This is a genomic window from Clostridium sp. 1001283B150225_161107_B6 (assembly GCF_015556325.1).
Classification (GTDB): Bacteria; Bacillota; Clostridia; order Lachnospirales; family Lachnospiraceae; genus Enterocloster.
In genome coordinates this window covers 165,450-190,609 of record NZ_JADNMD010000012.1, presented here as the reverse complement: position 1 = coordinate 190,609, position 25,160 = coordinate 165,450, and the positions used below count along the sequence as shown (strand labels likewise).

At 52.7% G+C, this 25,160-nt stretch carries 20 protein-coding genes; 2 read left to right on the top strand and 18 right to left on the bottom strand.

Features of this window, described 5'->3' with window-relative positions; all coding sequences use genetic code 11:
- The first annotated feature begins 16 nt into the window (after positions 1–16).
- On the top strand, positions 17–1,264 hold the full coding sequence (locus I2H39_RS22940; protein ID WP_138305709.1) for a RelA/SpoT domain-containing protein: 1,248 nt from the start codon (positions 17–19) through the stop codon (positions 1,262–1,264).
- Between the two features lie 67 nt (positions 1,265–1,331).
- Here I2H39_RS22940 and I2H39_RS22935 read toward each other — a convergent pair whose 3' ends face one another.
- The 8 genes from I2H39_RS22935 to I2H39_RS28945 form a co-directional block, all read right to left on the bottom strand.
- On the bottom strand, positions 1,332–2,330 hold the full coding sequence (locus I2H39_RS22935; protein ID WP_195627620.1) for an aromatic acid exporter family protein: 999 nt from the start codon (positions 2,328–2,330) through the stop codon (positions 1,332–1,334).
- A 123-nt stretch (positions 2,331–2,453) separates the two neighbouring features.
- On the bottom strand, positions 2,454–3,095 hold the full coding sequence (locus tag I2H39_RS22930; RefSeq protein ID WP_330640992.1) for a C-GCAxxG-C-C family protein: 642 nt from the start codon (positions 3,093–3,095) through the stop codon (positions 2,454–2,456).
- Positions 3,096–3,172: 77 nt separating this feature from the next.
- Complete coding sequence (locus I2H39_RS22925; RefSeq protein WP_138305707.1) at positions 3,173–4,864, bottom strand: FAD-dependent oxidoreductase; 1,692 nt, start codon at positions 4,862–4,864, stop codon at positions 3,173–3,175.
- A gap of 5 nt (positions 4,865–4,869) precedes the next feature.
- The gene (locus I2H39_RS22920) at positions 4,870–5,286 is read right to left on the bottom strand and encodes a C-GCAxxG-C-C family (seleno)protein (protein WP_138305706.1); all 417 of its coding nucleotides are present in this window, start codon (positions 5,284–5,286) and stop codon (positions 4,870–4,872) included.
- Positions 5,287–5,501: 215 nt separating this feature from the next.
- The gene (locus tag I2H39_RS22915; protein ID WP_138305705.1) at positions 5,502–7,139 is read right to left on the bottom strand and encodes a glycoside hydrolase family 43 protein; all 1,638 of its coding nucleotides are present in this window, start codon (positions 7,137–7,139) and stop codon (positions 5,502–5,504) included.
- Positions 7,136–8,401 (bottom strand): cellulase family glycosylhydrolase, encoded by a 1,266-nt coding sequence (locus I2H39_RS22910; protein WP_195627619.1) that lies wholly within the window; start codon positions 8,399–8,401, stop codon positions 7,136–7,138. Before I2H39_RS22910 ends, I2H39_RS22915 begins: the two co-directional genes overlap by 4 nt.
- A 60-nt stretch (positions 8,402–8,461) precedes the next feature.
- Positions 8,462–9,835 carry an MFS transporter gene (locus I2H39_RS22905; protein ID WP_195627618.1) on the bottom strand — a complete coding sequence of 458 codons (1,374 nt, stop codon included), beginning with the start codon at positions 9,833–9,835 and terminating at the stop codon, positions 8,462–8,464.
- Between the two features lie 102 nt (positions 9,836–9,937).
- The gene (locus tag I2H39_RS28945) at positions 9,938–10,084 is read right to left on the bottom strand and encodes a hypothetical protein (protein WP_207739809.1); all 147 of its coding nucleotides are present in this window, start codon (positions 10,082–10,084) and stop codon (positions 9,938–9,940) included.
- Between the two features lie 107 nt (positions 10,085–10,191).
- Here I2H39_RS28945 and I2H39_RS22900 point away from each other — a divergent pair, with 107 nt between their 5' ends.
- Positions 10,192–11,052, top strand: coding sequence for an AraC family transcriptional regulator (locus I2H39_RS22900; RefSeq protein WP_195627617.1), 861 nt, complete (start codon positions 10,192–10,194; stop codon positions 11,050–11,052).
- A 621-nt stretch (positions 11,053–11,673) separates the two neighbouring features.
- Here I2H39_RS22900 and xylB read toward each other — a convergent pair.
- From xylB to I2H39_RS22850, 10 genes are all read right to left on the bottom strand, one after another.
- Entirely contained in the window at positions 11,674–13,146 is a 1,473-nt protein-coding gene (gene xylB, locus I2H39_RS22895; RefSeq protein ID WP_195627616.1) for a xylulokinase, read from the bottom strand.
- 20 nt (positions 13,147–13,166) lie between these two features.
- On the bottom strand, positions 13,167–14,651 hold the full coding sequence (locus I2H39_RS22890) for an L-fucose/L-arabinose isomerase family protein (RefSeq protein WP_138311515.1): 1,485 nt from the start codon (positions 14,649–14,651) through the stop codon (positions 13,167–13,169).
- A gap of 68 nt (positions 14,652–14,719) precedes the next feature.
- Positions 14,720–15,337, bottom strand: a complete 618-nt coding sequence (locus I2H39_RS22885) for a DUF4867 family protein (protein WP_347563904.1) — start codon at positions 15,335–15,337, stop codon at positions 14,720–14,722.
- A gap of 140 nt (positions 15,338–15,477) precedes the next feature.
- The gene (locus I2H39_RS22880; protein WP_195627615.1) at positions 15,478–16,332 is read right to left on the bottom strand and encodes an AraC family transcriptional regulator; all 855 of its coding nucleotides are present in this window, start codon (positions 16,330–16,332) and stop codon (positions 15,478–15,480) included.
- Between the two features lie 213 nt (positions 16,333–16,545).
- On the bottom strand, positions 16,546–18,021 hold the full coding sequence (locus I2H39_RS22875) for a collagen-like protein (protein WP_195627614.1): 1,476 nt from the start codon (positions 18,019–18,021) through the stop codon (positions 16,546–16,548).
- 87 nt (positions 18,022–18,108) lie between these two features.
- Positions 18,109–18,936, bottom strand: coding sequence for an AmmeMemoRadiSam system radical SAM enzyme (gene amrS / locus I2H39_RS22870; protein ID WP_195627613.1), 828 nt, complete (start codon positions 18,934–18,936; stop codon positions 18,109–18,111).
- Positions 18,933–20,339, bottom strand: a complete 1,407-nt coding sequence (gene amrA, locus I2H39_RS22865; protein WP_195627612.1) for an AmmeMemoRadiSam system protein A — start codon at positions 20,337–20,339, stop codon at positions 18,933–18,935. Before amrA ends, amrS begins: the two co-directional genes overlap by 4 nt.
- Before the next feature lie 121 nt (positions 20,340–20,460).
- On the bottom strand, positions 20,461–21,648 hold the full coding sequence (locus tag I2H39_RS22860) for an SLC13 family permease (protein ID WP_195627630.1): 1,188 nt from the start codon (positions 21,646–21,648) through the stop codon (positions 20,461–20,463).
- Positions 21,649–21,855: 207 nt separating this feature from the next.
- Positions 21,856–23,613 (bottom strand): adenine deaminase C-terminal domain-containing protein, encoded by a 1,758-nt coding sequence (locus I2H39_RS22855; protein WP_195627611.1) that lies wholly within the window; start codon positions 23,611–23,613, stop codon positions 21,856–21,858.
- A 49-nt stretch (positions 23,614–23,662) separates the two neighbouring features.
- Entirely contained in the window at positions 23,663–24,997 is a 1,335-nt protein-coding gene (locus tag I2H39_RS22850) for an NCS2 family permease (protein ID WP_195627610.1), read from the bottom strand.
- Positions 24,998–25,160 lie beyond the last annotated feature (163 nt).

The following is a 25,160-nucleotide window of genomic DNA, read 5'->3' as shown; positions in this document are numbered from 1 at the left end:
ACGACGGAGAGTGAATATGGATTTAATAAACCAGTTCATAGAGAATTATAAGAAGAAGATGAACTTTTATGAGACAGCCGGCCGGATGGCTGCCAGACAGCTGGAAAACGCCCTTCAGGCAGCCGGTATCCGGGCCATGGTGACATCCCGGGCCAAAGCCCCGGGACGTCTGAAAAGCAAGGTTCTCATACGCAATTCCAGGCGGACAGTCCCCTACAAGAACATGCGTGAGATATATGAAGATATTGCAGACCTGTGCGGCGTCAGGGTGTCCCTTTACTTCCCGGGCGACCGCGACAAGGCGGACGGCCTGATTAACGACCTCTTTACCCTTCTGGAAACCAAGCAGTTCCCGGAGCAGTCCAAACCGCCTTCCTATAACAAGCGTTTTTCCGGTTACTGGGCCAACCATTACCGGGCCCATATGAAGGAGGAATCCCTGGACCCTTCCCAGAAAAAGTATGCCGCGGCCCGCATTGAAATCCAGGTGGCTTCGGTCCTCATGCACGCATGGTCTGAGGTGGAACACGATTTGGTCTACAAGCCCCTCCAGGGGACCCTGTCCGATGAGGAGCTGGCAATCCTGGACGAGCTGAACGGCCTGGTGCTGGCCGGCGAGATTGCCCTGGAACGGCTTCAGGACGCCGGCAATGAGCGCATCCGGAATAAGAATGCGGAATTCGGCTCACAGTACGAGCTGGCATCCTACCTGTACAATTATCTCAGCAACAACTTCCGGCCTGAGGATATTGAGCTGCGCATGGGCAATATTGAGCTTTTGTTCAAGCTCAGCGGACGCCTGAAAATGAACAGTGTAAAGGTGCTGGAGCCTGTCCTCAAATCCGTGAAATTCGAGAAGGACCGGCGCAACATCTCCCAGCAGATTATTGACCAGATGATTACGGGCAATGAAAAGCGTTATCATATCTACCAGGAGCTGCGGGCCGGTCAGGAGGGCATCAGCGTGGACGAGCGCAATGCAGTGGAATACTTCTTCAGCCAATGGGTGCCCCTGGAACAGCTGCTCAACCGTGTCTCTTCCAAAAATTCCCCCAAGGTGCGGGGAGCCTTCAACATCAATACATTAAAACGGCTGAATCTGCTGGACAAGGAGTGCATCAACCAGATTGTGTCCCTGCGCAAGATTCGCAATGTGCTGATTCATGACATAGAAATTCCGGAAGCAGATTATATCAACCGGCAGGGAGACGAAGCCCAGTCCCTGTTCCACAAGCTGTCGGAGCAGTTTGCTGCCCCGGCCTAAGCCCCAGGATGGGCGCCGGACTGGCTGCTTTTGTTTATTCCGGCTTTGCATCCGGTCCAGGCCATGGTCATCCCCCGCCCCAGAACCTTCGGATTTCTTCCCGGCTCAGCCCCATGGCAAATTCCCTTTTCAGCACCAGGAACTGCTCCAGTTCCATCAGACTCAGGTATAGCAAGGCCCGGCTCTCGAATTCCTGCCTGTGGGCAGGAAGAGGCTGGGCCTTCATCTGTAATTTTACCTGTTCAAGCTCCCGCAGCAGCTCCAGGGCATTGTTCCGTTCATGGAAGGAAACGCTTACGGACCGGAGCAGGGAGGCCACCACGGCCGCCTGTCCGGGTATGGTTTCCATCCTTGAAAAGCAGTCCCGCATCCTGCACAGGATGGCAAACTGGTTCCTGCGCAGCCCCATGTAAGCAAGGTAGTAGCGGGTGTCCGTCAAAAGGCTGTTCTCCATGCCCTCGTAAGCCCTGCGCTCCCCCTGCTCCAGCGCCTGTTCCAATGCCTGAAATCCATCACTGTCTGTCTGTCCTGCTTCATCCTCTGCCTCCAGTCCCGATGCCATCTGTCTCAGCAGGCAGATAAACATCTCCTCGATTTTTATCTGGGCAGAACGTATGGCTGTGCCTGAACCCGGAATGTACAGATTGAGCAGAACCCCCACTCCTGTGCCCACAAACAGCAGAAGGGCCTCGTTGGCAATGTCCGCCATGCCCATGGAGCCCTCAGCCAGAATGTGGGTCATCAGAACCGTGTTCACGGATATCCCCTCCTGTATGCCCCATTTCATGCATAAAGGAGTAAACATCAGCAGAAAAATCCCCATGGCCAAAGGCCGGTATCCCGCCGCTGCAAAGGATAACGGGCCAAGGACCATTGCCGCCAGGAAAGCCAGCAGCCGTCTGGCCATGACCCTTATGGTTTCCCGCTTCGTATCCTGGATGCTGAGCAGGGTAATCACGCCGGCGGAAGAGCTGTATTTAAGGCCCAGCGCCTGGGCAGCCGCCATGGCCAGCAGGCTTCCCGCAGCTATTTTTATAATTTTAAGGAAACGACCGGACCGTTCCATATGCACCTCCCGGAAACTTTATGCTTGTCATTGTCTCCCAATTGGCTGCCATCCATGCAGGAAGGAACCGCAGCAGACCGGAGCGTGTTCGGCATCTGACAGGAATGAGTTTTCAAACAGGCACTAGCAGACTGGCTTTGGCTCCGCCGGGTGATGCTCCGCCGGATGATGCTCCGCCGGATGATGCTCCGCCGGATGATGCTCCGCCGGGTAGTGCTCTGTCGGATGATGCTCCGCCAGATAAGCGTCCAGTATGGCGGCTGCCAGACCCACCAGCTCCCTGCAGGGGCGGGACTGGTAGTAGGCTTCGGTCCGGTCGGACGGTATGTAGCTGTCCTTTCCCGTGCCCTCCAGGCCCAGAAGTTCCCGGCACAGCAGGGTTCCTGTCCTCTCCTGAAATGCCTCTGCCAGCTCCTGGATTCTCTTGTAATGCTCCGTCTTGGCATCCTTGTCTCCGGGACTGTCATAACCATACACAATGCCAGCTGTCATGAATATGCCGCTGAGAGCCCCGCAGACCTCACGCAGCCGTCCCATACCGCCTCCAAAGGAGGAGCTTAACCGGAGCGCCTCCTTTTCCTCCATGCCGTGCAGGTCACAGAACGCGGCAAACACGGACTGGGCGCAGTTATATCCGCTGAGAAACAGCTCCATGGCCTTTCCCGCATGAACGCTTGATTCCACATCGATTGTCATTGAAACATCCTCCTTTTCTGGCTGTCCCATGGCAGACCCAAACAGGCTCCGGCCGGAACTGAATCCCATCCCCGATTCCCCTGCCTGCCGGACAGCAGAGGACCGGCAAGCCGCCGGTCCTTCCATTCCGGAATCACCCGGAAATATTACTTAAAATTATACTCAGTCACAATCTTCTCACGCCCTGTAGTCACATCCGTAAAATACTCATACAGGCAGATTCCCAGATAGGAGCCGGATATATTCCATACATTCCTGTACCCGCGGTTTATAAGGGCCATGCAGGCATTGTAGCTTCTCTGGCTGGACCGGCAATGAAGGTATACCGGACAATCCTTTGGTATCTCATCCAGACGGTCCCGAAACTCTGACAGCGGGATGTTGACAGATGTCTTCAAATGCCCCTGGTCGTATTCATTCTTTTCCCGGACATCTATGATGCACGCCCCTGTCTCCACCAGTTCCCGTACCTTTGTCACAGGCACCTGCCTCACTTTTGCGTAAAGCAGGTTCAGGGCCACCAGGGCTGCCTGGTTCACCACATCCTTAGCGGTTCCGAATACCGGCGAATAACACAGCTCCAGCTCCTTTAAATCCTCCAGGGTACCTCCCATGGAAATCATGGCCGCAATGACATCAATCCTCTTATCCGCATTCCCCCGCCCAATGGCCTGGGCACCCAGAATCTTTCCTGTGGGATATTCATAAACCAGCTTAAAGTGCATGGGAGCGCTTCCCGGCATCAGCCCAACCTTATCCGTTGGGATAATATAGACAGAATCATGGGGAATACCGGCTGCTCCGGCTGCCTTTTCGTTCAGACCAGTGGCTGCTGCATTCAGGTCAAAGATACGGACCGCACAGGAGCCAATAACTCCCTTGTTATTATGGGGAATGCCGTACATATGGTCTGCCGCTGCCCTGGCCTGTCTCTGGGCCGGGCCTGCCAGCGCAAGCCTGGAAGGCTTATGGGTCAGCCTGTTAAACACCTCTATGGCGTCTCCCACTGCATAGATGTCAGGGTCGCTTGTCCTGTAATTGTGGTCCACCTTAATGGCTCCTGTCTCCCCCAGCTCCAGACCCATGGCCTCTGCAAGGCTGGTCTCAGGCGCAACTCCGATGGCCAGCACGGTCATTCCCGCCTTGACTTTCTTTCCCGAAGCCAGGGTGATGCTGTCTTCCCCGATGGCGCTGACGCCGTCGCTGACAATTACATCCACTCCATGGTCCAGCAGTTCCTTCTGAAGCATCTGTACCATATCATAATCAAAGGGTGCCATAATCTGGTCCTGGGCCTCGATGACCGTTACATGTCTTTTGTCCATGCTCAGATTCTCAGCCACCTCAATGCCGATAAATCCTCCGCCCACCACAGCCACATCCTGAATCCGGCAATCCGTCACGAATTTCTTCAGGTTCACAATATCCGTCACATTCCTTACCGTAAATACATTGGGCCTGTCCACGCCCTCTATGCTCTTTGGCCGGATGGGACTGGCCCCCGGTGAAAGGACCAGGATGTCATAGCGCTCCTCATAGATATCCCCGGTGCGCCCGTCCCTTACCCGGATGGTCTTCTTCTCCCTGTCCGCTGACAGGACCTCGCTGTCCGTCCTTGCTTCAATGTCGTACTGTTTCCTGAACTTCTCCGGGCTCATCATGACCAGGGCATTGCTGTCCTTTACCGTGCCGCTGAGATAGTAGGGAAGGGCACAGTTGGAAAATGACACGTGATGCCCTCTCTCAAACATAATGATTTCCGATTGGGCGTCCAGTCTCCTGGCCCTTGCCGCCACGGATGCGCCTCCGGCCACGCCGCCTACAATTAATATCCTCATAATCTCTATTTCCTTTCTTCCGCTGATATGATTCTCTCAAAACATGCATCTGCAATGTCCGCAGCCATGCAAATCATGTGGAGACAGCGGGTATCTTCTTTTTTATAGGTTTTCACCAGCTCACAGCAGGCATCTGAACCAAAACGTTCCACGAATTCCTCTGCAAACGCAGCCACAGCCGGTTTAAGCTCAGGCGTTGCATGGGCCCTTTCCTTAATAAGCCGGTAGCTGATGGCTGAACATCCGCCGCACAGGGCGCCGCAGGCCTTACCGCAGCCCATTCCCCCTCCGAATCCGCCCACCAGTTTAACCGACTCTTCCGGTATTCCCAGCTGGTATTCGTCATTCAGGGCGCGCAGCATGGTTTCCGCACAGTTGTTGTCCTTTTCAATGAAATACTCATATATCCTGTCCCTTGTCATCTTACCTCTCCTGTTCTCTCAAAGTATCTTTTATCCATATTATAGATATTATCACGTCCCAAGCTGACTATGCAAGTTTTTTGATGGTTTCGGCAGCGGAAAAGCACTGGGGATTGGGGGGAGGGGATGAGAAATGTGTTTTGGTATATCCCAATCTAAAAAGAAAAATGGTATGCCGGGTGAACCGGCATACCAATACATATATCCTTGTCCTCTTACTCTCCCTGCTGCTCCACATATTCCAGAAAATCAAAGTCAGCATAATGGGCATGTTTTACACGGTCCGCGCAGGTTATGCCTGCCATGGTTCCGGTGAACTCCCCGTATCTGCAGTACTCGTCGGAAAACCGCGTGGTATCAAAGATGCGCCCGATTTTCTCATATTCCTCTCCGTCATAGCTCCATTCAAACCAGGACTGTCTGCCCTGTACGTACAACCTCAGGTAAACAGGCCGGTCCTCCACCGGTATCCTGGTGTTGAGGAATTCCGTCTTTACTCCGTTTTCCAGATGGATGACGGATAAGGCGCTCTGCCCCAGAGTTTCGCTGTAATATTTTCTCAGGTTTATGTAATTCATGTTGTCGTAATAGAGAATCAGCCCCGCACTGTGCTGGTGGACCTGGGGCACGAACTCCATTTTTGTGGTAATTCTGGCATACACGCTGGTCAGCTTTCTGGCCAGGATGCTCACCTTGTTCAGGGATGTCCTGGATTCCTGGCCCCTGAGCCGTACATAGCCCGGTCTGGCATTCACATCAGCAAACCTCTGGGGCATGATACGGGGCGCATAATAGAAATTTCCCAGCTCATTGCTGTCAAAACCGTCAAAGTCCGGTATTTTCTCCACCGGGAACTCAGGAAGAGAAGTCTCCGGCACCTCCAGCTTTGCCAGATTGCTTCCGTCCGCCATACGCAGCCACCCGTCCTCTGTCCACATCATTTTCTGTATGGCTGTCTCCCTGCCCAGGGTACAGCGAAGCTCCGGCACAAAGGGCCTGGCGCAGAGGTGGACCAGATACACCTCCCCTGTGGGAAGGTCCACATAGCTTCCATGGCCGGATTTCTGGAGGATGGAATCCGGATTATAATACTTGGGCTTTAAGTGGTCCGGGTCCTGTCTCTCGAAGGATTCTCCCGGCACACTGGTGACGATTGGATTCATGGGGTCCCTCTCATATGGTCCCCATACATTCCCGGAACGTCCCATGGTTACGCAGTGGTTATAACCAGTGCCGCCTTCCGCGCACATGATGTAATAGTACTCTCCCCGTTTTGTCAGATGAGGGGCTTCGATGCATCCGCGGTCCGTACCGCCCCGCCACATGCGTCTGGGATATCCCACGATTTCTTTTTTAGCTGCATCGTACTCCACCATGCAGATGGAGCCGGGCTTTTCATATCCTTCTCTTGTCTCCCATTCCAGGGAGACAATGTATTTCCTGCCATCGTCATCGTGGAATATGGATGCGTCAAAGCCTGAGGAATGAAGGTAGACCGGCTCGCTCCAGGGTCCCCTTATGTCCTTTGCAGTCACCAGATAATTATCCACGTCAAAATACCTTGCATTCATGGAGTTCATAACGCCGTACACCACATAGAAGGTATCTTCCGCCTCACAGTATGTCAGGCACGGCGCCCAGACCCCCTTTGCACTGGGAAGCTTCTTTAAATCCACCTTTTCATCGTCCGTTAGCACATGGGTGTAAAGCTCCCAGTGTTTCAGGTCCCGCGAATGGTAGATGGGGATTCCCGGAAACCACTCAAAGGTGGACACTGCCAGATAATAGTCGTCTCCTTTTCTGCAGATGCAGGGGTCCGGGTTGAATCCCGGAAGTATGGGGTTGTGTATCATCTCATTTCCTCCTTATCCCGGCCGGCTGCACGGCACCGGGCAGCTTCATAATTTCGGACAGCACCGTGCTCACCGGCATGGTCCTGTATGTTATTACTTTGCACCGGAAACCATCCAAAGGCAGCGCACCGGCCCAAATCCCAGCTGTCCCAGCCAATCCAGCCAGGTACATTAACCGTGTCTGTCAGTAGTTTATAGCTCCAGTAAAAATATCCGCTTCCTTTATCCCAGGCTTCTGTCTGCGCCTCTGCCAGAGCCCTGTAGATATGGCCTTTCTCCTTTTCATCCATAGCGTCCTGTCCTGCGCCTTCTTCGCCGTTCAGCACACTTCTGCCCCCCTTTGTATCACAGCCGCAGGCCAGGGAGTTGAAAAGGCACCATTCACCGCATATGACATCAAAATACTTTTGCATTTCCTCTATGTCCGCGGCATAATGGTTCTGGATATATTCCAGATAAGCGGGCAGGGTCTGTCCGCAGCCTGCCGCCTCCGCAATCATGAGATACTGGTGGGTGTCCAGGACCACATTTACATATTTGTCCTCCCTCATGAAATCCTTCCACGCCTTAAGTTCAAATCCGTCATGAATTACCACATATTTATCTTCCGGCATATGCTTTCGCAGGCAGTCATAGGCCCTCAGATAGAAATCCCTTAAAAACTCCATGGAAATGGGGCCTGACCCCTCTGCCGTGGCGGGCTCTGCCGGAGGATAGCGGTTTGGCACGTCAAATATCTTCCACATCCGCTCCGTAACAGGTTCATTCAGCACCTCGATTCCCCACAGTCCCTGCCTCCTGCCGTACCGTTTTGCCAGACGTTCCAGGACACCCAGGACATACTCCACCTCTGCCGGGTTTTTTGACCACTTACATACGCCGCAGATGCCTCCGTTGTCAAAACCATTCTGTCCTTCCGGCGCTGTATGCAGGTCAATCAGTATCTTTAGACCATACCGCTCCGCCCACCTGAATGCCTTGTCCAGCTCCTCCACACAGCCGATGAAGGGCTCCCTGTCTCCAAATATGAAGTACGGGACAGGAATCCGCACAGCTTCCATACCCATGGAGCGGATTGCAACAAAATCCCGTTCCGTGATATATTCTGAACGGTGTATCCTGATTCTGGCCTCATACACCTCCCTCGAAAGCTGCCGGGGCAGGTAATATTCATCCTCTGCTTCCGTTCCTTCAAACAGCGCCGGGCTCATCCATTTCTCCAGCACCAGCCAATTCCCTAAATTCACGCCTTTTATATGCATGGTTTTCTCTCCTTATTTGCCTTCAGATGCTCTCCTTACAGGATAAACCTGCATGGTATCCTATTTTCCATTCCGGCTCTTCAAATCAGCTATGATGCCTGAAAACTCAGCATCCAGATGATAGAAACTCATAATGACCAGTCCTGCCGCATAAATCCCAATGGGAATCCACACAAAACAAATTTTAATGGATGCAAGGGAGGAAGCAGACTGGGCAGCTGCCTGGCCCACATAACCTCCCAACTCCAGTATCCATCCCAAGAGGGCGGAACCAATTCCATTTCCAATCTTATATCCAAAGCTGCAGGCGCTGTTGACCAGCCCCTCGGTGCGGTATCCTGTCTTCCATTCCCCGTAGTCAATGGTATCTGATACCATGGCCCACATAGTGGCCCCGCCGCAGGCATTGCCCAGTCCCCGGATGATGCTGGATACAATGATAAGTCCCATGGCTCCGCCGGAGAAATTGAGCACCAGCATGCCGATAATATCCAGTATCAGGCCCACCGAAAACACATTGCGCTTTCCCAGCCGTTTTACCAGCATGGCGATAAAGAACATGCCTGCAATCTGCACCACATTGAAAATACCGTTTATCAGTGCCACTAAATCCTTATTGCCCAGTACATCCTTAGCATAAAAGACAGTGGAACCGCCGTTTACGGAATACATCAGGAAAAACAATGCCAGCATTCCTGTCATCATGAGCCAGTACTTATTCCTGAACAGGGCCTTGATTCCTTCTGCAAAAGGCACATTCTGCACCGGCTCCTCCCCCTCCTCACGGACAGCAGGCTTCACCCGCTCCCTGGTGCCCAGGAAATTAATCAGGAATGCCGCCACGGACAGAAGGCCGAACACCATGAATGTTTTAGTCCAGGCAGAAGGCGTATTTCCGAAATACTCCACAAGAGGCAGTGTAAATGTGTTGATGGTCAGTGTGCCTGCTGTTGCCAGCAGATTTCTGAAAATGCTCAGCACAGACCTCTCGTATGGGTCCTGGGTCATCAATGCGTTCAGCGCGGAATACGGCACATTGATGGCCGTATAAATGACCGTGGACACCAGGTTATATGTAATAAACACATACACCAGTTTAGGCGCAGAAGACCAGGAAACCGGCACTGAGAACAACAGGATGCCGGATATGGCAAAGGGTATGCACATGCGCAGCAGCCAGGGCCTGGCCTTTCCGAACCTGGATTTTGTCCTGTCCACAATCACGCCCATGATGATGTCGCTGATACCGTCAAAAAATCTTGAGACCATCATAATGCTTCCGACTGCAAAGGCACTGACCCCCGCATAATCCGTATAATAAAACAACAGAAATGCCGACATGGCCGTATAAATGATATTGCATCCGAAATCTCCGCAGCCATATGAAAAACGTTCCGCCAATTTCCCCAGCGTTAATTTACCTTCCCTATTCATCCCTTGATTCCTCTCTTTGTTTTTATAAAATGGCCCTGCCATTGTGGATGGATGGCAGGGACTGCCATAAGGCGGATTTTATCCTTATCCATGGAGAATCCGTCAATCCCCCATTGGGTCCGTCCCCAGTCTCCTGCCCTTCCTGTCCGGCCGGATAGAGATACGGTAAGCCGTAATCTCCATCTGTCCCTGTTTCCATGCGCATGGAATCTGTTCCCCGGGTATTTCTTTCATAATATATAGTATCACAGGATTCGTGGGGGGAACAGGACTGATACTTCCCATATAATAGGTCGATTTTCTCTTCTTGTGGGATGACTGCAGGAATGATACAATAATGAAAGAGGGGGATGAATATGACGGAAGCAAAAGAAAATATATTGTATGAAATTATTCAGGTACCCGAGGCCACAAAGGTACGTTTCTTCACCTCTGTGGACCCGGGCAGTTATGTACCCAGCCATTGGCACAGGGCAGTGGAAATTATTTATATGCTTGAAGGTGAACTGGAGGTAACAGCGGAGAGGATGAGCCGAAATCTCCCGGCCGGTCAATGCATCCTTATTAATTCCAATGTCATACACTCCACCAAATGTACCCATCCCAACCGGGCCATTGTGCTGCAGATTCCCATGGAGTTCATGGAAACCTATATACCTGAGGTAAGCCAGCTCCTTTTTCTGTGGAACCCCGAAACCCAGGACCCAATCATGAGGACCAAACTGGACCGGATGAAGGACACCCTGACCCAGATGCAGATTGCCAACGACATACGGCCGGAAGGCTTTTTGCTGCGTTTTAACAGCCTGCTCTTTGAATTATTGTTCCAGCTGTACCACAATTTCAGTGTACAGGTATTAAAACCGGATGTGAATCAGAAAAACAAAGATTTAAGCCGTCTGGACCCGGTACTGACCTACACGGCCAGGCATTACAACCGTCCCATCACCACCAGTGAAATCGCCCGGGTGGCCTTTTTACAGCCGGGATACTTCTGCCGTTTTTTCAAAAAATGTATGGGCGTTACCTTCCTGGAATACCAGAATGAACTTCGCCTGTCCTATATTTACCGCGACCTGATTACCACGGAGGATTCTGTCCGTGATATTCTGGAACGCCATGGCTTCACCAATTATAAATTATTCCGCAGGATGTTTGGAGAACAGTTCGGGGATACGCCTTCCGGCGTCAGAAAGAAAATGAGACAGGGCCGGTAAAATGATAGGCTTATGCCCTGTCCACTAAAAGTTCCGGCCCTATTCATGCCCTCCCGCCTCTACGAATACAGGAGGGCATAAAACAAATCACGGTGTTTTCCAGTATTTCTCCATCTTTGCCTTTGCCTCCTCCGGAGAAAGCGAAAACTTCTCACCTGGCATCCCAGTCCTCTTCCGGCCTGTACTCTCCCAACAGGAAAGCACGCATCGTTTCTTTCATACAGCCTCCTTCTCAGGCGCCATATAAGAACCTATCTCCATTATAAAAGTTTTTACTTCCCCATACAATAGTATCCTGATTTCTTTTATATTATAGTTTCATGCTTGGATTCACTGCCCAAAACCGGGTGGAAAATCAGATAATTGCTTCTTGCCAGACGGCACAGGATGAAATCCTGGTGAATGATGAATCAGCATACCATTTAAACAATGCATGCCTATGATATGCCGCTTATCCTAAAGCAGCACAAACCGAAACCGTACAGGCTTGACCCCCTATCACATTGCCCATACTCAGCACAATGAGCACCGTCACAGAAAAAAAAGGAGCCTGACTTCCAGGGCCCCGCTGCATCCAACTGCCATGCAATGGGGCCTGAATCATCCGGCTCCCTGTTTGTATTATTCTTCCAGATTCTGGAATACCGTCTTAAGTGCAGGATACATCTGCCTGAACTTGCCGTACTGCTTTTCATACTTTCCGGCCAGTTCAGCATCCGGCTCAATGGTCTCTATGACTTTTACAATGCTGTCCGCTGCGGTCTTCACGTCCGGATACTCCCCGCAGCCCACGGCTGCCAGTATGGCGCCTCCCAGGGCAGGGCCTTCCTCGTTTTCAACCACATCCACCTTCACATTCATGATGTTGGCCACCATCTTCTTCCACAGAGGGCTCTTTGCTCCCCCGCCGCAGATTTTGGTTCGGTCGATTCGGATGCCTAAACTTCTTGCCACCTCCAGAGAATCCCTGAGTCCGAATACCACGCCTTCCAATACGGCCTGGGTCATCTCCTCTCTGCTGGTATCCATGGTCATGCCGATGAAACATGCCCTGGCCCTTGGGTCGTTATGAGGAGAACGCTCTCCCATGAGATAGGGCAGATAGAACACATGGTTCTCTCCCAGTTTCACGATTCCCTCCTGCTCCCTGGAGAATTCCTTTGTCTTAAGGATTTCCTCCATCCACCACTTATTACAGGAGGCAGCGCTTAACATACATCCCATGAGATGGAAATGCCCGTCTGCATGGTCAAAGGAATGAAGTGCATTGTTGCAGTCCACCTTAAAGCTTTCGCTGGAAATAAAGATGGTTCCGCTGGTTCCCAGGGAAATATTGCAGCATCCCTCCCCAACGGTTCCGGTGCCTACGGCAGCAGCCGCATTGTCTCCTGCTCCGGCAATAATTTTCACGTTCTGTGAAAATCCCAGCTCTTCTGCCAGTTCTGCCTTCAGATTTCCCACCACCTGATAGCTCTCATACAAATCCGGAAGCTGTTCCCTGGTGATACCGCACAGCTCCATCATCTCATCAGACCAGCACTTATGGGCCACATCCAGAAGCAGCATGCCGGAGGCATCGGAGTAATCCGTACAGAAACTGCCTGACAGCCTGTAAGCCAGATAATCCTTGGGAAGCATAATTTTACATATACGGGCAAAGTTCTCCGGTTCATTCTTCTTCATCCACAGAATCTTTGGGGCTGTAAAGCCGGTAAATGCAATATTGGCCGTGTAAGCGGACAGCTTATCCTTGCCAATGGTCTGGTTCAGGTAATCTGTCTCCTTCTCGGACCGTCCGTCATTCCAGAGGATGGCCGGGCGGATGACTTCATCCGCCGCATCCAGCGTCACAAGGCCGTGCATCTGGCCTCCGAAACTGATACCTGCCACCTGTGATTTATCGCACTCCGAAGTCAGCTCCTTCATGCCGTCCACGGAGGCTGCGAACCAGTCCTCCGGGTTCTGCTCCGACCATGCAGGATGGGGGAAATACAGGGGGTACTCCCGTGAAACCACCTTGTGGATTCGTCCGCTTCCATCCATTAATAATAATTTTACTGCTGAGGTTCCCAGGTCCACTCCTATGTAAAGCATATCTTTCCCTCCCTGCATTTTTATGCAAATGGATTCTCTGTCTTATATCTTACGCTCTTTGGCTGGTTGTAGCCGATTTCCTCCACATCCACGCCAATATACTTAAATACCTCAAATAATGCCTTGCCGTAGTTTCCAAAAGCAACTGCTCCGTGATGCGGATAGTTCTTCTCGATGAGCACATGGCGGTAGAAGCGTCCCATCTCCGGGATAGCGAACACGCCGATGGAGCCAAAGGAACGGGTTGCAACCGGAAGCACCTCTCCCTGTGCAATGTAAGCTCTCAGCTTGTTGTCTGCTGTGCTCTGGAGACGGTAGAAGGTAATGCTGCCCGGTTTTATATCTCCTTCCAGGGTTCCCTGGGTCACTTCGATTGGAAGAGCCCTGGCCATAATCATCTGGTATTTCATCTCACAGAAAGACAGCTTTCCGGAAGCTGTGTTACCGCAGTGGAAGCCCATGAATGTATCCTTAAGCGTGTAATCATATTTGCCCTTGATATCAGCCTCATACATATCCTTGGGAACCGTGTTGTTGATGTCCAGAAGAGTAACTGTATCCTGGCTGATAACTGTACCGATGTATTCGCTGAGGGCTCCGTAGATATCCACCTCGCAGGACACCGGGATTCCCTGTGATGTCAGACGGCTGTTCACATAGCAGGGCACGAAACCAAACTGTGTCTGGAATGCGGGCCAGCATTTTCCGGCAATAGCCACATACTTGCGGTAGCCCTTGTGCTCTTCCACCCAATCCTTTAAGGTCAGCTCATACTGGGCCAGCTTGGAAAGTATCTCAGGCTTTTTATTGCCTGCTCCCAGCTCTTCCTCCATCTCCTTCACAATACCTGGAATACGCTCATCTCCTGCATGCTTGTTAAATGCCTCGAACAAATCCAGCTCGGAATTCTCCTCAATCTCCACGCCCAGGTTGTAAAGCTGCTTGATTGGCGCATTGCAGGCCAGGAAATTCAGCGGCCTTGGACCGAAGCTGATGATTTTGAGCTCGCCTAATGCAGCCACTGCACGGGCAATGGGCACAAATTCATGAATCATATCCGCGAGGTCCTCTGCATCCCCTACCGGATACTCCGGAATATATGCCTTGATGTTGCGCAGCGCCAGATTATAGCTGGCATTGAGCATACCGCAGTATGCATCGCCGCGGCCCTGGCACAGATTATCGCCGGACTCCTCAGCCGCTGCCACGAACATCTTAGGTCCGTCAAAATGCTTTGCCAGCAGGGTTTCTGATATCTCAGGGCCAAAATTGCCCAGGTATACGCACAGGGCGTTGCAGCCTGCCTTCTTGATGTCCTCCAATGCCTGCATCATATGTATCTCGCTCTCCACGATGCATACCGGACATTCATAAATTTCTGCTGCGTCATATTTAGCCTTGTAGGCTTCCACTAATGCTTTTCTTCTGTTGACAGAAAGAGACTCCGGGAAACAGTCCCTGCTCACTGCCACGATTCCGATTTTTACTTCTGGTGTATTGTTCATTGTATTATCCTCCTCATACATGATTGATTTTATTGTCTGCATCTGAAAATTGTGTTCTGTTATCTGCATCACACGCTCAGGTTCTCACCCTTTAGGCCGATAAACGCTCCCTCCGGCAGCCCGCCCTCTGCATGTCCGATGAGCCACTTGTTCCTGGCAAATAAAAGCCTGTCCTCAGGGTCCTTTACTTCCACCGGCTCCATGTCCAGGTTGGTGTCTTTCGGAAGGACAATTACACATCGGAAGCCCTCATCCTTTACATGGCAGGGTGCATAGTGCAGGGTGGTTGCATATACCTCCACAGCGGTTCCTGCCGGAACCAGAAATGCCTCCATTCTGGATGTGTCGTATGTGTGGTCCTCCTCAATATCCTGCTGTTTTCCCAATATCAGAATCAGGTCGTCCACAGCAATGTCCACTTCTGAATCCCGGTGATATTCCACTGCATTCAGTTTCTTGTTATGTCCGTTGCAGCATCCTATCTGGATGGGCATCTGGCCGTAGATTCCATTTCCCAGCTCCTTTGCCGCAGGCAGGGCCTCCATCTCAGGCAGTGAGGGTATGTAAATAACGTCCTCAGGTAAAGGCGTTTGTTCCATTGCCTTTAGCAGACCGCTGAAATCATAACCTGTGATGACCCTTCCATAGGCTTTAAATGCCGAATCCGTCACCTTTTTGACTGTCATCCCCATGTTCATACCTCCTTGTATCGGGCCGTGCGTTTCTCCATGTGCACCGGCCTGTTTTCTCTGGTATTTATTATAATATAAACGGACAAAAAAAACGTGCTGTTATTTTACGAACTAACAGCACTTTTTTGCGATTTTTATGGGTTCGCCTGTTTCTGGTTCATCTGCTTCCGGTTCATCTGCTTCCGGTACTGACTGGGCAGGCAGCCATACCGCTTTTTAAAGGCTTTGGCAAATGCCCTTGCGTCCGCAAACCCGTGGTCCAGGGCAATGTCCCCCACATAACGGTCTGAATTCAACAGTTCCCGCATAGCATACTTCACCCTTAAGTCCATCAGGTATGTACGGTATCCCACCTGGGCATATTCCCTGAACATATGTGAAAGATAAGACGGCGTAAAGCCGAACCTGGATGCAACCATTTCCAGGCTCAATTCCTTGTCATAATTCTCCTTCATGTATTGGGTCACCTGGGACAGCTTGTCCAAATGCCGCTTTTGCTGTACCTGGACCTTATCAATCTGCGCAATCCTGAATTCCGTCACAATCAGATAAAGGAACTCCATAAACTGGCTCTTCACCTTCAGGCGATAGCCGAATCCCCTCTGCTCATACGTGCGGTACATGGCAGTGACCAGGGACACAAGCCTGGCCCTCTGGTTCTCATCCCTATCCGCAAAGGTAATGCAGGACTCGTCACTCATATATCCTTCAAAGGATTTCATTGGAATCTGGAGTACAATGGTAATGTTGGGGTCGGGACACTCAATGGAATGGATTTCATTGGGATTCACAATGACAAAATCATTGGGGTTCAATGTATATTGTCTTGAATTGATGTAGAAGTCCAGCTTTCCCTCCAACACAAGAAACAGTTCCACAGACTGGTGCCAATGCTTGCTGACCCTGTAATTCCCATCCCTTCCCTCAAATATGAACATCCGAAAGGGCAAATCATCATTGGGAATCACTGTCTCATATCTGAAATCCATCCTGCACCTCCCCGCTTATCCTGTTATCATACATATGTAATGATATCAAATCACTGAATACATAAAAGTATAGCAAAAATAATCAAAAACAGCAATATCATGCCAGGATTCTCCTGCAGTCCGGCATTCATCTCTTCCATTGACAAAAAGGCGCGGAAACAGGGTATACCCGCTTCCACGCCGAACTGTTTTCCCTTATTCACTTTCATCTGCTCAAACATCTCTGTCCAGCTTAAAAATCACCATGGTAGCTGTCCCTTCCTGGCCGGTGGTAGGGCTGTTAAAATACAAAGACAGCGTGGTGGTTTCAGGTACCTCAATGATGAATGATACTGCCCCGAACGCAGTGGTTCTTTCTGTTCCCGTCTTAAAATAGATACCGTATTCCAGGTGTGCCCTTCCATTGTATGCAGGGGTTATCTGCATATAACTAATGTCCACCAGTATGGCAGACACCTGATAGGATATGGCGTAGTATCCTGGCATAAGGGTAATGTGGGTTGCGTCAGTCAGGACAATATTCCCGGTAGTGTCTTCCACCCCTTCTCCCATTGGAATCGGAATACCATTATTCCACAAACCGCCAAAATTGATAAACGACGCGAATACGCCTCCAGCTGCCGGGCCCGTTGGCCCGGTTACTCCTGTGGGACCTGTGGCTCCTGTGGGACCTGTGGCTCCCGCTGGTCCTGTGGACCCTGGCTGGCCGTTTTCTCCTGCTGGTCCCGGTACTCCCTGTGGGCCTGTGGCTCCCGTGGGTCCTGTGACCCCCGCCGGGCCTGCGGCTCCTGTCGGTCCTGTGGCTCCCGCCGGGCCTGCGGCTCCTGTCGGTCCTGTGGCTCCCGCCGGGCCTGCGGCTCCTGTCGGTCCTGTAACTCCCGTGGGTCCCGTCGCTCCCGCCGGGCCTGCGGCTCCCGTGGGTCCTGTCACTCCCGCCGGGCCTGCGGCTCCTGTCGGTCCCGTCGCTCCCGCCGGACCGGTCATCCCCCGCGGGCCGGTTGCTCCCATGGGGCCCTGAATTCCTGCTGCCCCGGGGATTCCCTGGGGTCCAACAGCTCCCGGATTCCCCTGAAGTCCCTGCGGGCCCTGGGGGCCTGTTGGTCCTATGACTCCCTGGATTCCCTGAGGCCCCTGGATTCCCACCGGCCCTTGCGGACCGGTTGGTCCGGTTACTCCGGCCGGTCCCTGCACACCGGTTTCTCCTCTGGGACCTTCAGGCCCCATTACTCCGCGCGGACCTGTATCTCCTTTTGGGCCAGCGGGTCCCGGATTTCCCTGGGGCCCCTGAATTCCCATGGGGCCCTGCGCCCCTGTGGGCCCGGCTGCACCGGCCGGCCCCTGAGGACCGGTTTCCCCCCGGGGACCTTCCGGCCCCATGGTGCCGCGCAGACCGGTATCTCCCTTCGGTCCGGCAGGGCCTGTATCTCCTTTTGGTCCGGCAGGTCCCGGATTTCCCTGCGGGCCGGCGGCTCCCTGCGGACCTGTTAAGCCCCGTTCTCCCGGTATTCCCTGCGGGCCCTGAGGTCCGGCAGCGCCGCTTATTCCCGGGGCTCCCATGGGACCCCTTGGGCCAGCAGGGCCGGTATCTCCTTTGGGACCAGCCGGTCCCGCAGGTCCCGGACAGCAGCAGCACTCCTTATACCAGCATCCGGCCCTCTCCCTGAAATCCTCCTGATTACCATCCCACATTTTGGTTCCCCCTTCTGCATATATTCTGTATAAATCCATTACTATCAATATATGCATCTGTACCGCACTGTTTCCGGGGTCTTTATATCAGCAGTTTCCTGGCCACACATACTTTAAATATTCCCTGGCGGTCTGCACCAGGGCATATACCCTGGCCACATCTGTTGCAGGTCTGTCATCCATATGCCAGCGCGGGAAAAACCTGGAGACATGAAGAGGAATACCGGAGTTCAGGGATGATATCCAACCCGCCATCTCCCTCATTTCCTTCTCTGAATCATTTTCCCCGGGTACAATAAGGACGGTCAGCTCTACATGACATGCACGGCTGGCACGCTCTATAAAATGCTTTACAGTCCCAAGGTCTCCGCCCAGTTTCCTGTAATAATGCTCTGTAAAACCTTTTAAATCAATGTTCATGGCATCTGCCACCGGCAGGATTTCATCCAGTACCTGGTCCGATACGCTTCCGTTGGTGACAATTACATTTTTCATCCCTGCATTTCTCACAAGGCGCCCTGTGTCCCTGACATACTCCCAGCCCACCAGTGGTTCGTTATAGGTAAAGGCAATGCCTATATTCCCCCTTTTTCTCAGCTCCAGGGCCTTTCCCGCCAGTTCCTCAGGACTCACGGACAATGCATGGGCGTCTGCCTCCCCTGCCATGGATATCTCGTGATTCTGGCAGAAAGGACACCTCAGATTGCACCCGAAGCTTCCCACCGACAATATGGCTGAACCAGGCATGAACCGCTTCAGCGGCTTTTTCTCTATGGGGTCCAGTGCCATGGACGTAATTTTCCCGTAATTAACAGAAATCACCGCTCCCCCGGTATTCTTCCTGGCCCTGCAGATACCGGTCTGCCCATCTTCCAGGCTGCACCGGTTCATACATCCCCCGCACACAGCCCTCATGACTTTGCACCATGGCGGATTACCTCAAACCGCTCCAGCTCCACACCTGTTTCCTCCTCACGGATTCCCGCCTTGCGTTTGGCAATGGACACCTGCTCCTTCACCGTGTCCACTCCCTCCAGATTGGGAAGCAGAAGCCCCCGCTTCCTGCCCCTGGTGACAATAACCCCGTAACGCCTGGGGTCCAGCTGGTCCTCACCCTGAACCGGCTCTGTTTCCCCCAGCACATCCACACTGTATTCCAATAAGGGCAGCTCTTCTTCCCTGACAGCCGGGAACCTGGGGTCATGAATACCTGCGCTCACCGCATTCTGAATGATTTCTTCGGCAATGTTCCTGCATACCGGCGATATGGTCCCAATGCATCCCCGCAAAGCGCCTCCCTTATGGATGGATACAAAAACGCCTGCCCTGGTCCGGAGCATTTCTTCCGGCAGCCCTGCCTCTGTCCCGGCAAAGGGAATCATCCTCCCCTCATATACATAATACTCCAGTGACCTGCGGGCAAGGGATACATAATCGTCCTCTGCCATCTGCCGTCTTTTACACGCTTCCTTCTGGCATCTCTCATATGCTTCCAGGAATCTGCGGCCTTCGTCCTCCCCTGTTACACGGAACGTACAAATGCCGTATCCCACTCCAAAGGGACCCTCATAAGTCAGACGCCTGGACACAACCGCCTTTCCATCCATGGCACCGGCCATCATGGTAAAACTGCGGTGGCCGCATTCCCCCGCCTTTTCACAGAAGTCTTCCGGAAATGTCAGAAGCTCCCCAAATGCGCCTTTTCCCATGACGTCCATAATCCGCTCATCATATTCCGGTCCCTGGACGCTGTAGCCATAAGGCCCGTCCCCTCTCAGCTTATGGGACAAATCCCCGCTGGCCACAATGAATACGCTGCGCCCCAGACTTTCCGCTGCCCTGGCAATATACTGCCCTGCCCGGTAATGGTCCGCAAAGGGCAGTCCGGAGCCGCCGATACGCACCAGCTTATAATCCCTGTAATACTGGTTGATAAAAAACAGGGGAACCAGCGTTCCGTGGTCCAGCTCCTTCTCCTTCTCCCCCTCTGTGCCCATGGGAAAATCCGCCTCCTCACAGAGTTGTTCCAGCTCCCTTACAAAGGCCTCATCATACATGACTTTTGCCGAAGCCTGAGGAGCCATAAACGGCCCGAAATCCCCTCTGGCCCCCTTTCCCGGTGATACATGGAAATAGTCCCCATACATCACTGCATGAGGTGAAATCACCACAATGGTCTCCGGTTCCAGCTCTGACGCCATCCTGGCAGCCTTCCGGTATGCTTCAATGGTTTCCTTAATCAGAACCTCCTGCCCCCTGCCCACATCCGGCACGATGAGAGGCGGATGGGGCACCATGATTCCTGCAATCACAGCCATAATACTTCTCCTTTTCTGTCCGGCACGCTTCACCGGCCCGGGACGTGCCATAAAAATCATTTCTGACACCGGCACGCTCTATTACCAGTTCTGATTTTAGTATAGCATCGGTAATCCCATTTTAAAAGGGGATAACCCACAAAGCCAGTACAAGCAGCACTGCCAGGAACAGCAGGCTGACCCCTGTGAACCAACCCAGATACCGTCCCTTTTCCATGGGATACATGCGGGCAATATATTTATACGAAATAAGGCTGGCCATGGATGCGATGAGGGTCCCAAGCCCTCCCAGATTCGTTCCCACAATCAGCGCCCTGTAATCCTGTGAAAATCCGGACAGCAGCAGTGCGGCAGGCACATTGCTGATAATCTGGCTGGCCCCCACACAGGTAATGATTTCCCTGCCTCCCAGAATGTGGTCCAGGAACCGGCAGAAAGCCGGTACCCTTCCCATATTGCCGATGAATATGAAAAAGGCGCAGAAGGTCAGGAGAAGGGAATAATCCACTGCCAGAAACAGGCCCCTGTCGGCAAACCATGCCGCTGCAATTACAACAGCCAGCAGGACCGGCCAGGGAAAAATATGGGCCACACAGCCCAGGCATAGCAAAAAGAGGAACAGATACAGCCCCAGACGCCCCAATTGAATCCCCGTTCCGGCCCCGTCCATACTCACTGCTTCCTCGGAAAGTCCGGGAAAACCGCTGACCATGGGGCCCTGTCCCCTGCCGTCCGCCTCTTTTCCCGGCATTCTGTTTCTCAATCCCACCACGGCCAGGCATAGCCCCAGCATTACAAAGGATGCCGCTGTATAGGGGGCCATCAGATTCAGGAACTGGCCTGCACTTAAACCGGCTTTTGAATACAGATACAGGTTCTGTGGATTTCCCACCGGCGTCAGCATGCTGCCCAGGTTGGCTGCAATGGTCTGAAGCACCACCACGGGCAGCACCAGCGGCTCCATTCCCGCCATTTTAAGAACCGTGATGGCAAAGGGCACAAAAGTAATCAGCGCCACATCATTGGTAATAGCCATGCTGAAGAAAAAACAGAGAAATACCAGCACGGACGACACAGCCCCCGGCCCTTTTACATATCCCAGCAGCCGCTCTCCTGTTTTCTTAAACACGCCCAGGCTTTGAAGTCCTGCCATCACGGTCATCAGGCAGAACAGGAGACTGATTGTGCTGTAATCAATATAGGATGCATATTCCCTGTCCGGCCTTATGACCAGGGCAGACAAAAGCGCCAATATGGAAGCTCCGCTCAGGACAGTCTCCCTCTTAATAAATCTTTTTATCCTTTTCATCTCTATCATCTCTCAACCCCCGCTTTACGTTCATAATCCCACGACAGCCTACTATACCATCGGAAAGCCCCGGAATCAATACAAAATCTGTACAAATACAGATGTTTTTCAGCCCGCTGTTTTACCGTACCGCTGATTGTATCATGGCATGGAAAAAAGCCGGACCTAAAACGGCCGGCATGTGATTGTGCAAACTCAGCGGAGCATTCATGCCAGGAAAACAGGCATAAATGTCTGGGATTCCCCGTCCAGTACGCCTCTATCCGTCATGATGGCGCCCGGCAGGGCAGCCAGGGCAAAGGTGGACATTTTTAGCAGCGAGCTTTTTCCCGCGCACAGGTCATACACTGCCTTCTCCACCCGCTCCACCTGCGGTGCAAGGCTTTCAATGGGCAGATTAGACATCAGCCCGCCAACCGGCAGGGCCAGACTTGCCAGTACCCTTCCGTTCAATACCACGGCTATGCCCCCACCGCTCTCCTTTAAGGTCTTTGCCGCAATCCACGCATCCTCCGGGTCCCGGTATATCATGGTCAGGTTATGGCAGTCATGGGACACGGTGGTGGCAATGGCGCCTTCCGTGATTCCAAAATCCCGGATAGGGACAATGGTTCTCTGGTCCAGTCCATACCGGTTGCACACGCAGGCCATGGCCAGGCCGGAATCGTGCCTGACGGAAATGTATCCGTCCTCAACAGGCAGCGACTCATAGAAGGCTTTATTAAAGGGCCCGTCATATTTACTGTAAACCACCAGCGTCTTCCCCGGCAAAGCAGGCGCTTTCAGCCTGAAATCCCCGGCACCGGACAGGCAGGACAGCTTCATGGTATTGGCAAACCTGAGTCCGCCGCCGCAGGGACTTCCCAGATATCTTCCATTCTCAGCAACCAGCTGCCCCCGGCAGAATACATGGCTGGGCCTTTGGCCGTCCAGGGCATCCACCAGCTGCATGTCCGCCACATACCCCGGAGCAATGGCTCCAAGGTCTTCAAACCCGTACTCCCTGGCAGCGTTATAGCTGGCGTAACGGATGGCATCCAATGGATGGGCCCCATATTCTATGGCCTTTCCAACCACCCGGTTCAGATGGCCTTCGCTGTAAATCACCCCTGCATGGACATCATCCGTGCACAGGGATACGCTGTCATGCCAGCGATGCTCCCTGATTCCTTCCAGCGCATCCGGCAGATGGTTGGAAAGAGAACTGGTCTTAAGATTCACATGCATGCCCTGGCGGACTTTCTCCCCGCACTCCCGGGCGCTGCGGCATTCGTGGTCACTTTCCGGTCCTGCCAGCAGATAGGCTGCAAGGGCATTTCCCTCCAGACGGGGCGCATGGCCCTGCAGATACAGATTCCGCTTCAGGCCCTGGGCAATAATGAGACTCATCCTTGCGTCCCCCTGGCATACATCCACATAGTTCATGATTTCCGCAATCCCCAGCACATCCGGCATGTCCAGAAGCCGGGCGATTTCCTCCTCGCCAAACACAGCCCCGCTGTTCTCCACCCCGGGTACGGAGGGCACGCAGGAGGGTGCCAGGGCAAACTGGCGCAGAGGGGTTTTCTTTGCATTGTCCAGCATGAAGCTGACGCCCTGGATGCCCATTACGTTGGCAATCTCATGGGGGTCCATGACAATGGTGGTGGTTCCCCAGGGAAGCACGGCCCTTGCAAAATTTTCCGGAATCATCATGGTGCTTTCCACATGGAGGTGGGAGTCAATAAAACCGGGAATCAGATAGCGCCCTCCTCCGTCAAAAAACCGCTCCGGGGGCAATGCCGGACACTCCCCCTCTGTCCGCACCCGAACAATGATGCCGTCCAGTATATCCACCTGGGCAGGATAAACCTCCCCGGAAAACATGTTGACAAGCCGTATATTACAGACAGTCAGGTCACAGGGAATCCTTCCCATGGCTGCCCTGACCATTTTCCCACGGTCCATCCATGCTGCTATTTTCATATCATTTCCTCCTTTCGGAAACAGGCAGTGCTCCAAACAGCCGGAAACACTAGATAAAGAACTGGATGCAGGTCAGCAGGGTAAACAAAATGGTAAAAAGAGACGGAAGCTTATCCCTTCCCCGTTCATCCGTAAACAGGTAATACGCGCTTTTCACGCAGCAGTAAGTCAGCAGGCCGATACCAATGCCCTGGGATATCCCGTAAAACAGAGTGGAAATAATCAGCATCCCTACCGGGACCCATTCCTCAATTTCAAAATCAATGGATTTAAGCCCCTGCATCATGACAAATCCGATAATGAGCAGCACCGGTGTGGTGGCTGCGGCAGGTATCATCAAAAACAGGGGGGCAAACAACACGGCCAGCAGGAAAAACACCCCGGTAACCACAGAGGCCAGTCCGGTCCTCCCTCCCACCTCAATACCGGAGGCGCTTTCCACATAGCTTGTGACCACGGTCACTCCCATACAGGTTCCCACCACAGACCCTATGGCGTCCACCAGAAAAATCTTTCCGATAATAGGAAAATTCCCGTTTTCATCCAGCATCCCCATCTGTTGTCCCAGGCCCAGGGCAGTGGCCAGCGTACCAAAAAAATCACTTACAAAGAAAGCCAGGACAAAAGCAATGTACTCCGGCCTTAAAGCGCCAGCTACGTCTGCTTTAAAAGCAATATTCCCAAGAGAGGAAAGACCTCCCGATGTAAAGATGGATGAGGGTACCCGGACCACTCCCATGGGAATGCCGGCCACGGTGGTGACAATAATGGCAATCAGCAGGGAGCTTCTGATTCTGTACTCCCGTCCTCCTGTCTTGACGCGGAGGAAATACAGGATAAAGCATATGACAATGCTGACAGCCGACAGCAGCACAGAAGGGGCGGAGAAATCACCGAATCCTCTGAAGTCCGGGTTCACCAGCCCCGAATTAACCAGGGCCGTGCGGATGATGAAAATCCCCAGGCCCGCACTAATGCCAATCTTAATGTTTTTCGGTATCAGCTCCACTATCTTTTCCCGTATCTTAAACAGGCTCAGCACCAGGAACAGGATTGCTGAAATCATGGACATGCCCAGGCCCACCTGCCAGGTAGCCAGCCCCGGCGCCACGATGGAATAGGTCAGCACGATACCGGACGCAATCCCCGGCGCCAGCGCAATGGGCATGTTGGCCGCCACCCCCATCAGCATGGTGATAAGAGCTGAAACCAATGCCGTGGCAATCAGGATTCCCACTGTATCCATCCCCGTATCCCGCATGTTCACCGGCTGCAGGATAATGATGTAGGCCATGGTGGCAAAGGTCGTCATGCCGGCCAGAACCTCGGTCCTCACGCTGGAGCCCCGCTCCCTGATTTTAAAAAATGTTTCCAATGTGTTCATAGCTTCCTCCTTTGTATTTTTATTTATTAGATTTAACGTTAGGACAAACTAAACTATACCGCAATCTGCGCCGGGGTCCATGCGCAGGCCCTCTTCCATTACAGTCATATGATATTATGGTAATACCTTTCATAGGGCATGTTTTTCCTCATTTCCCTATTTT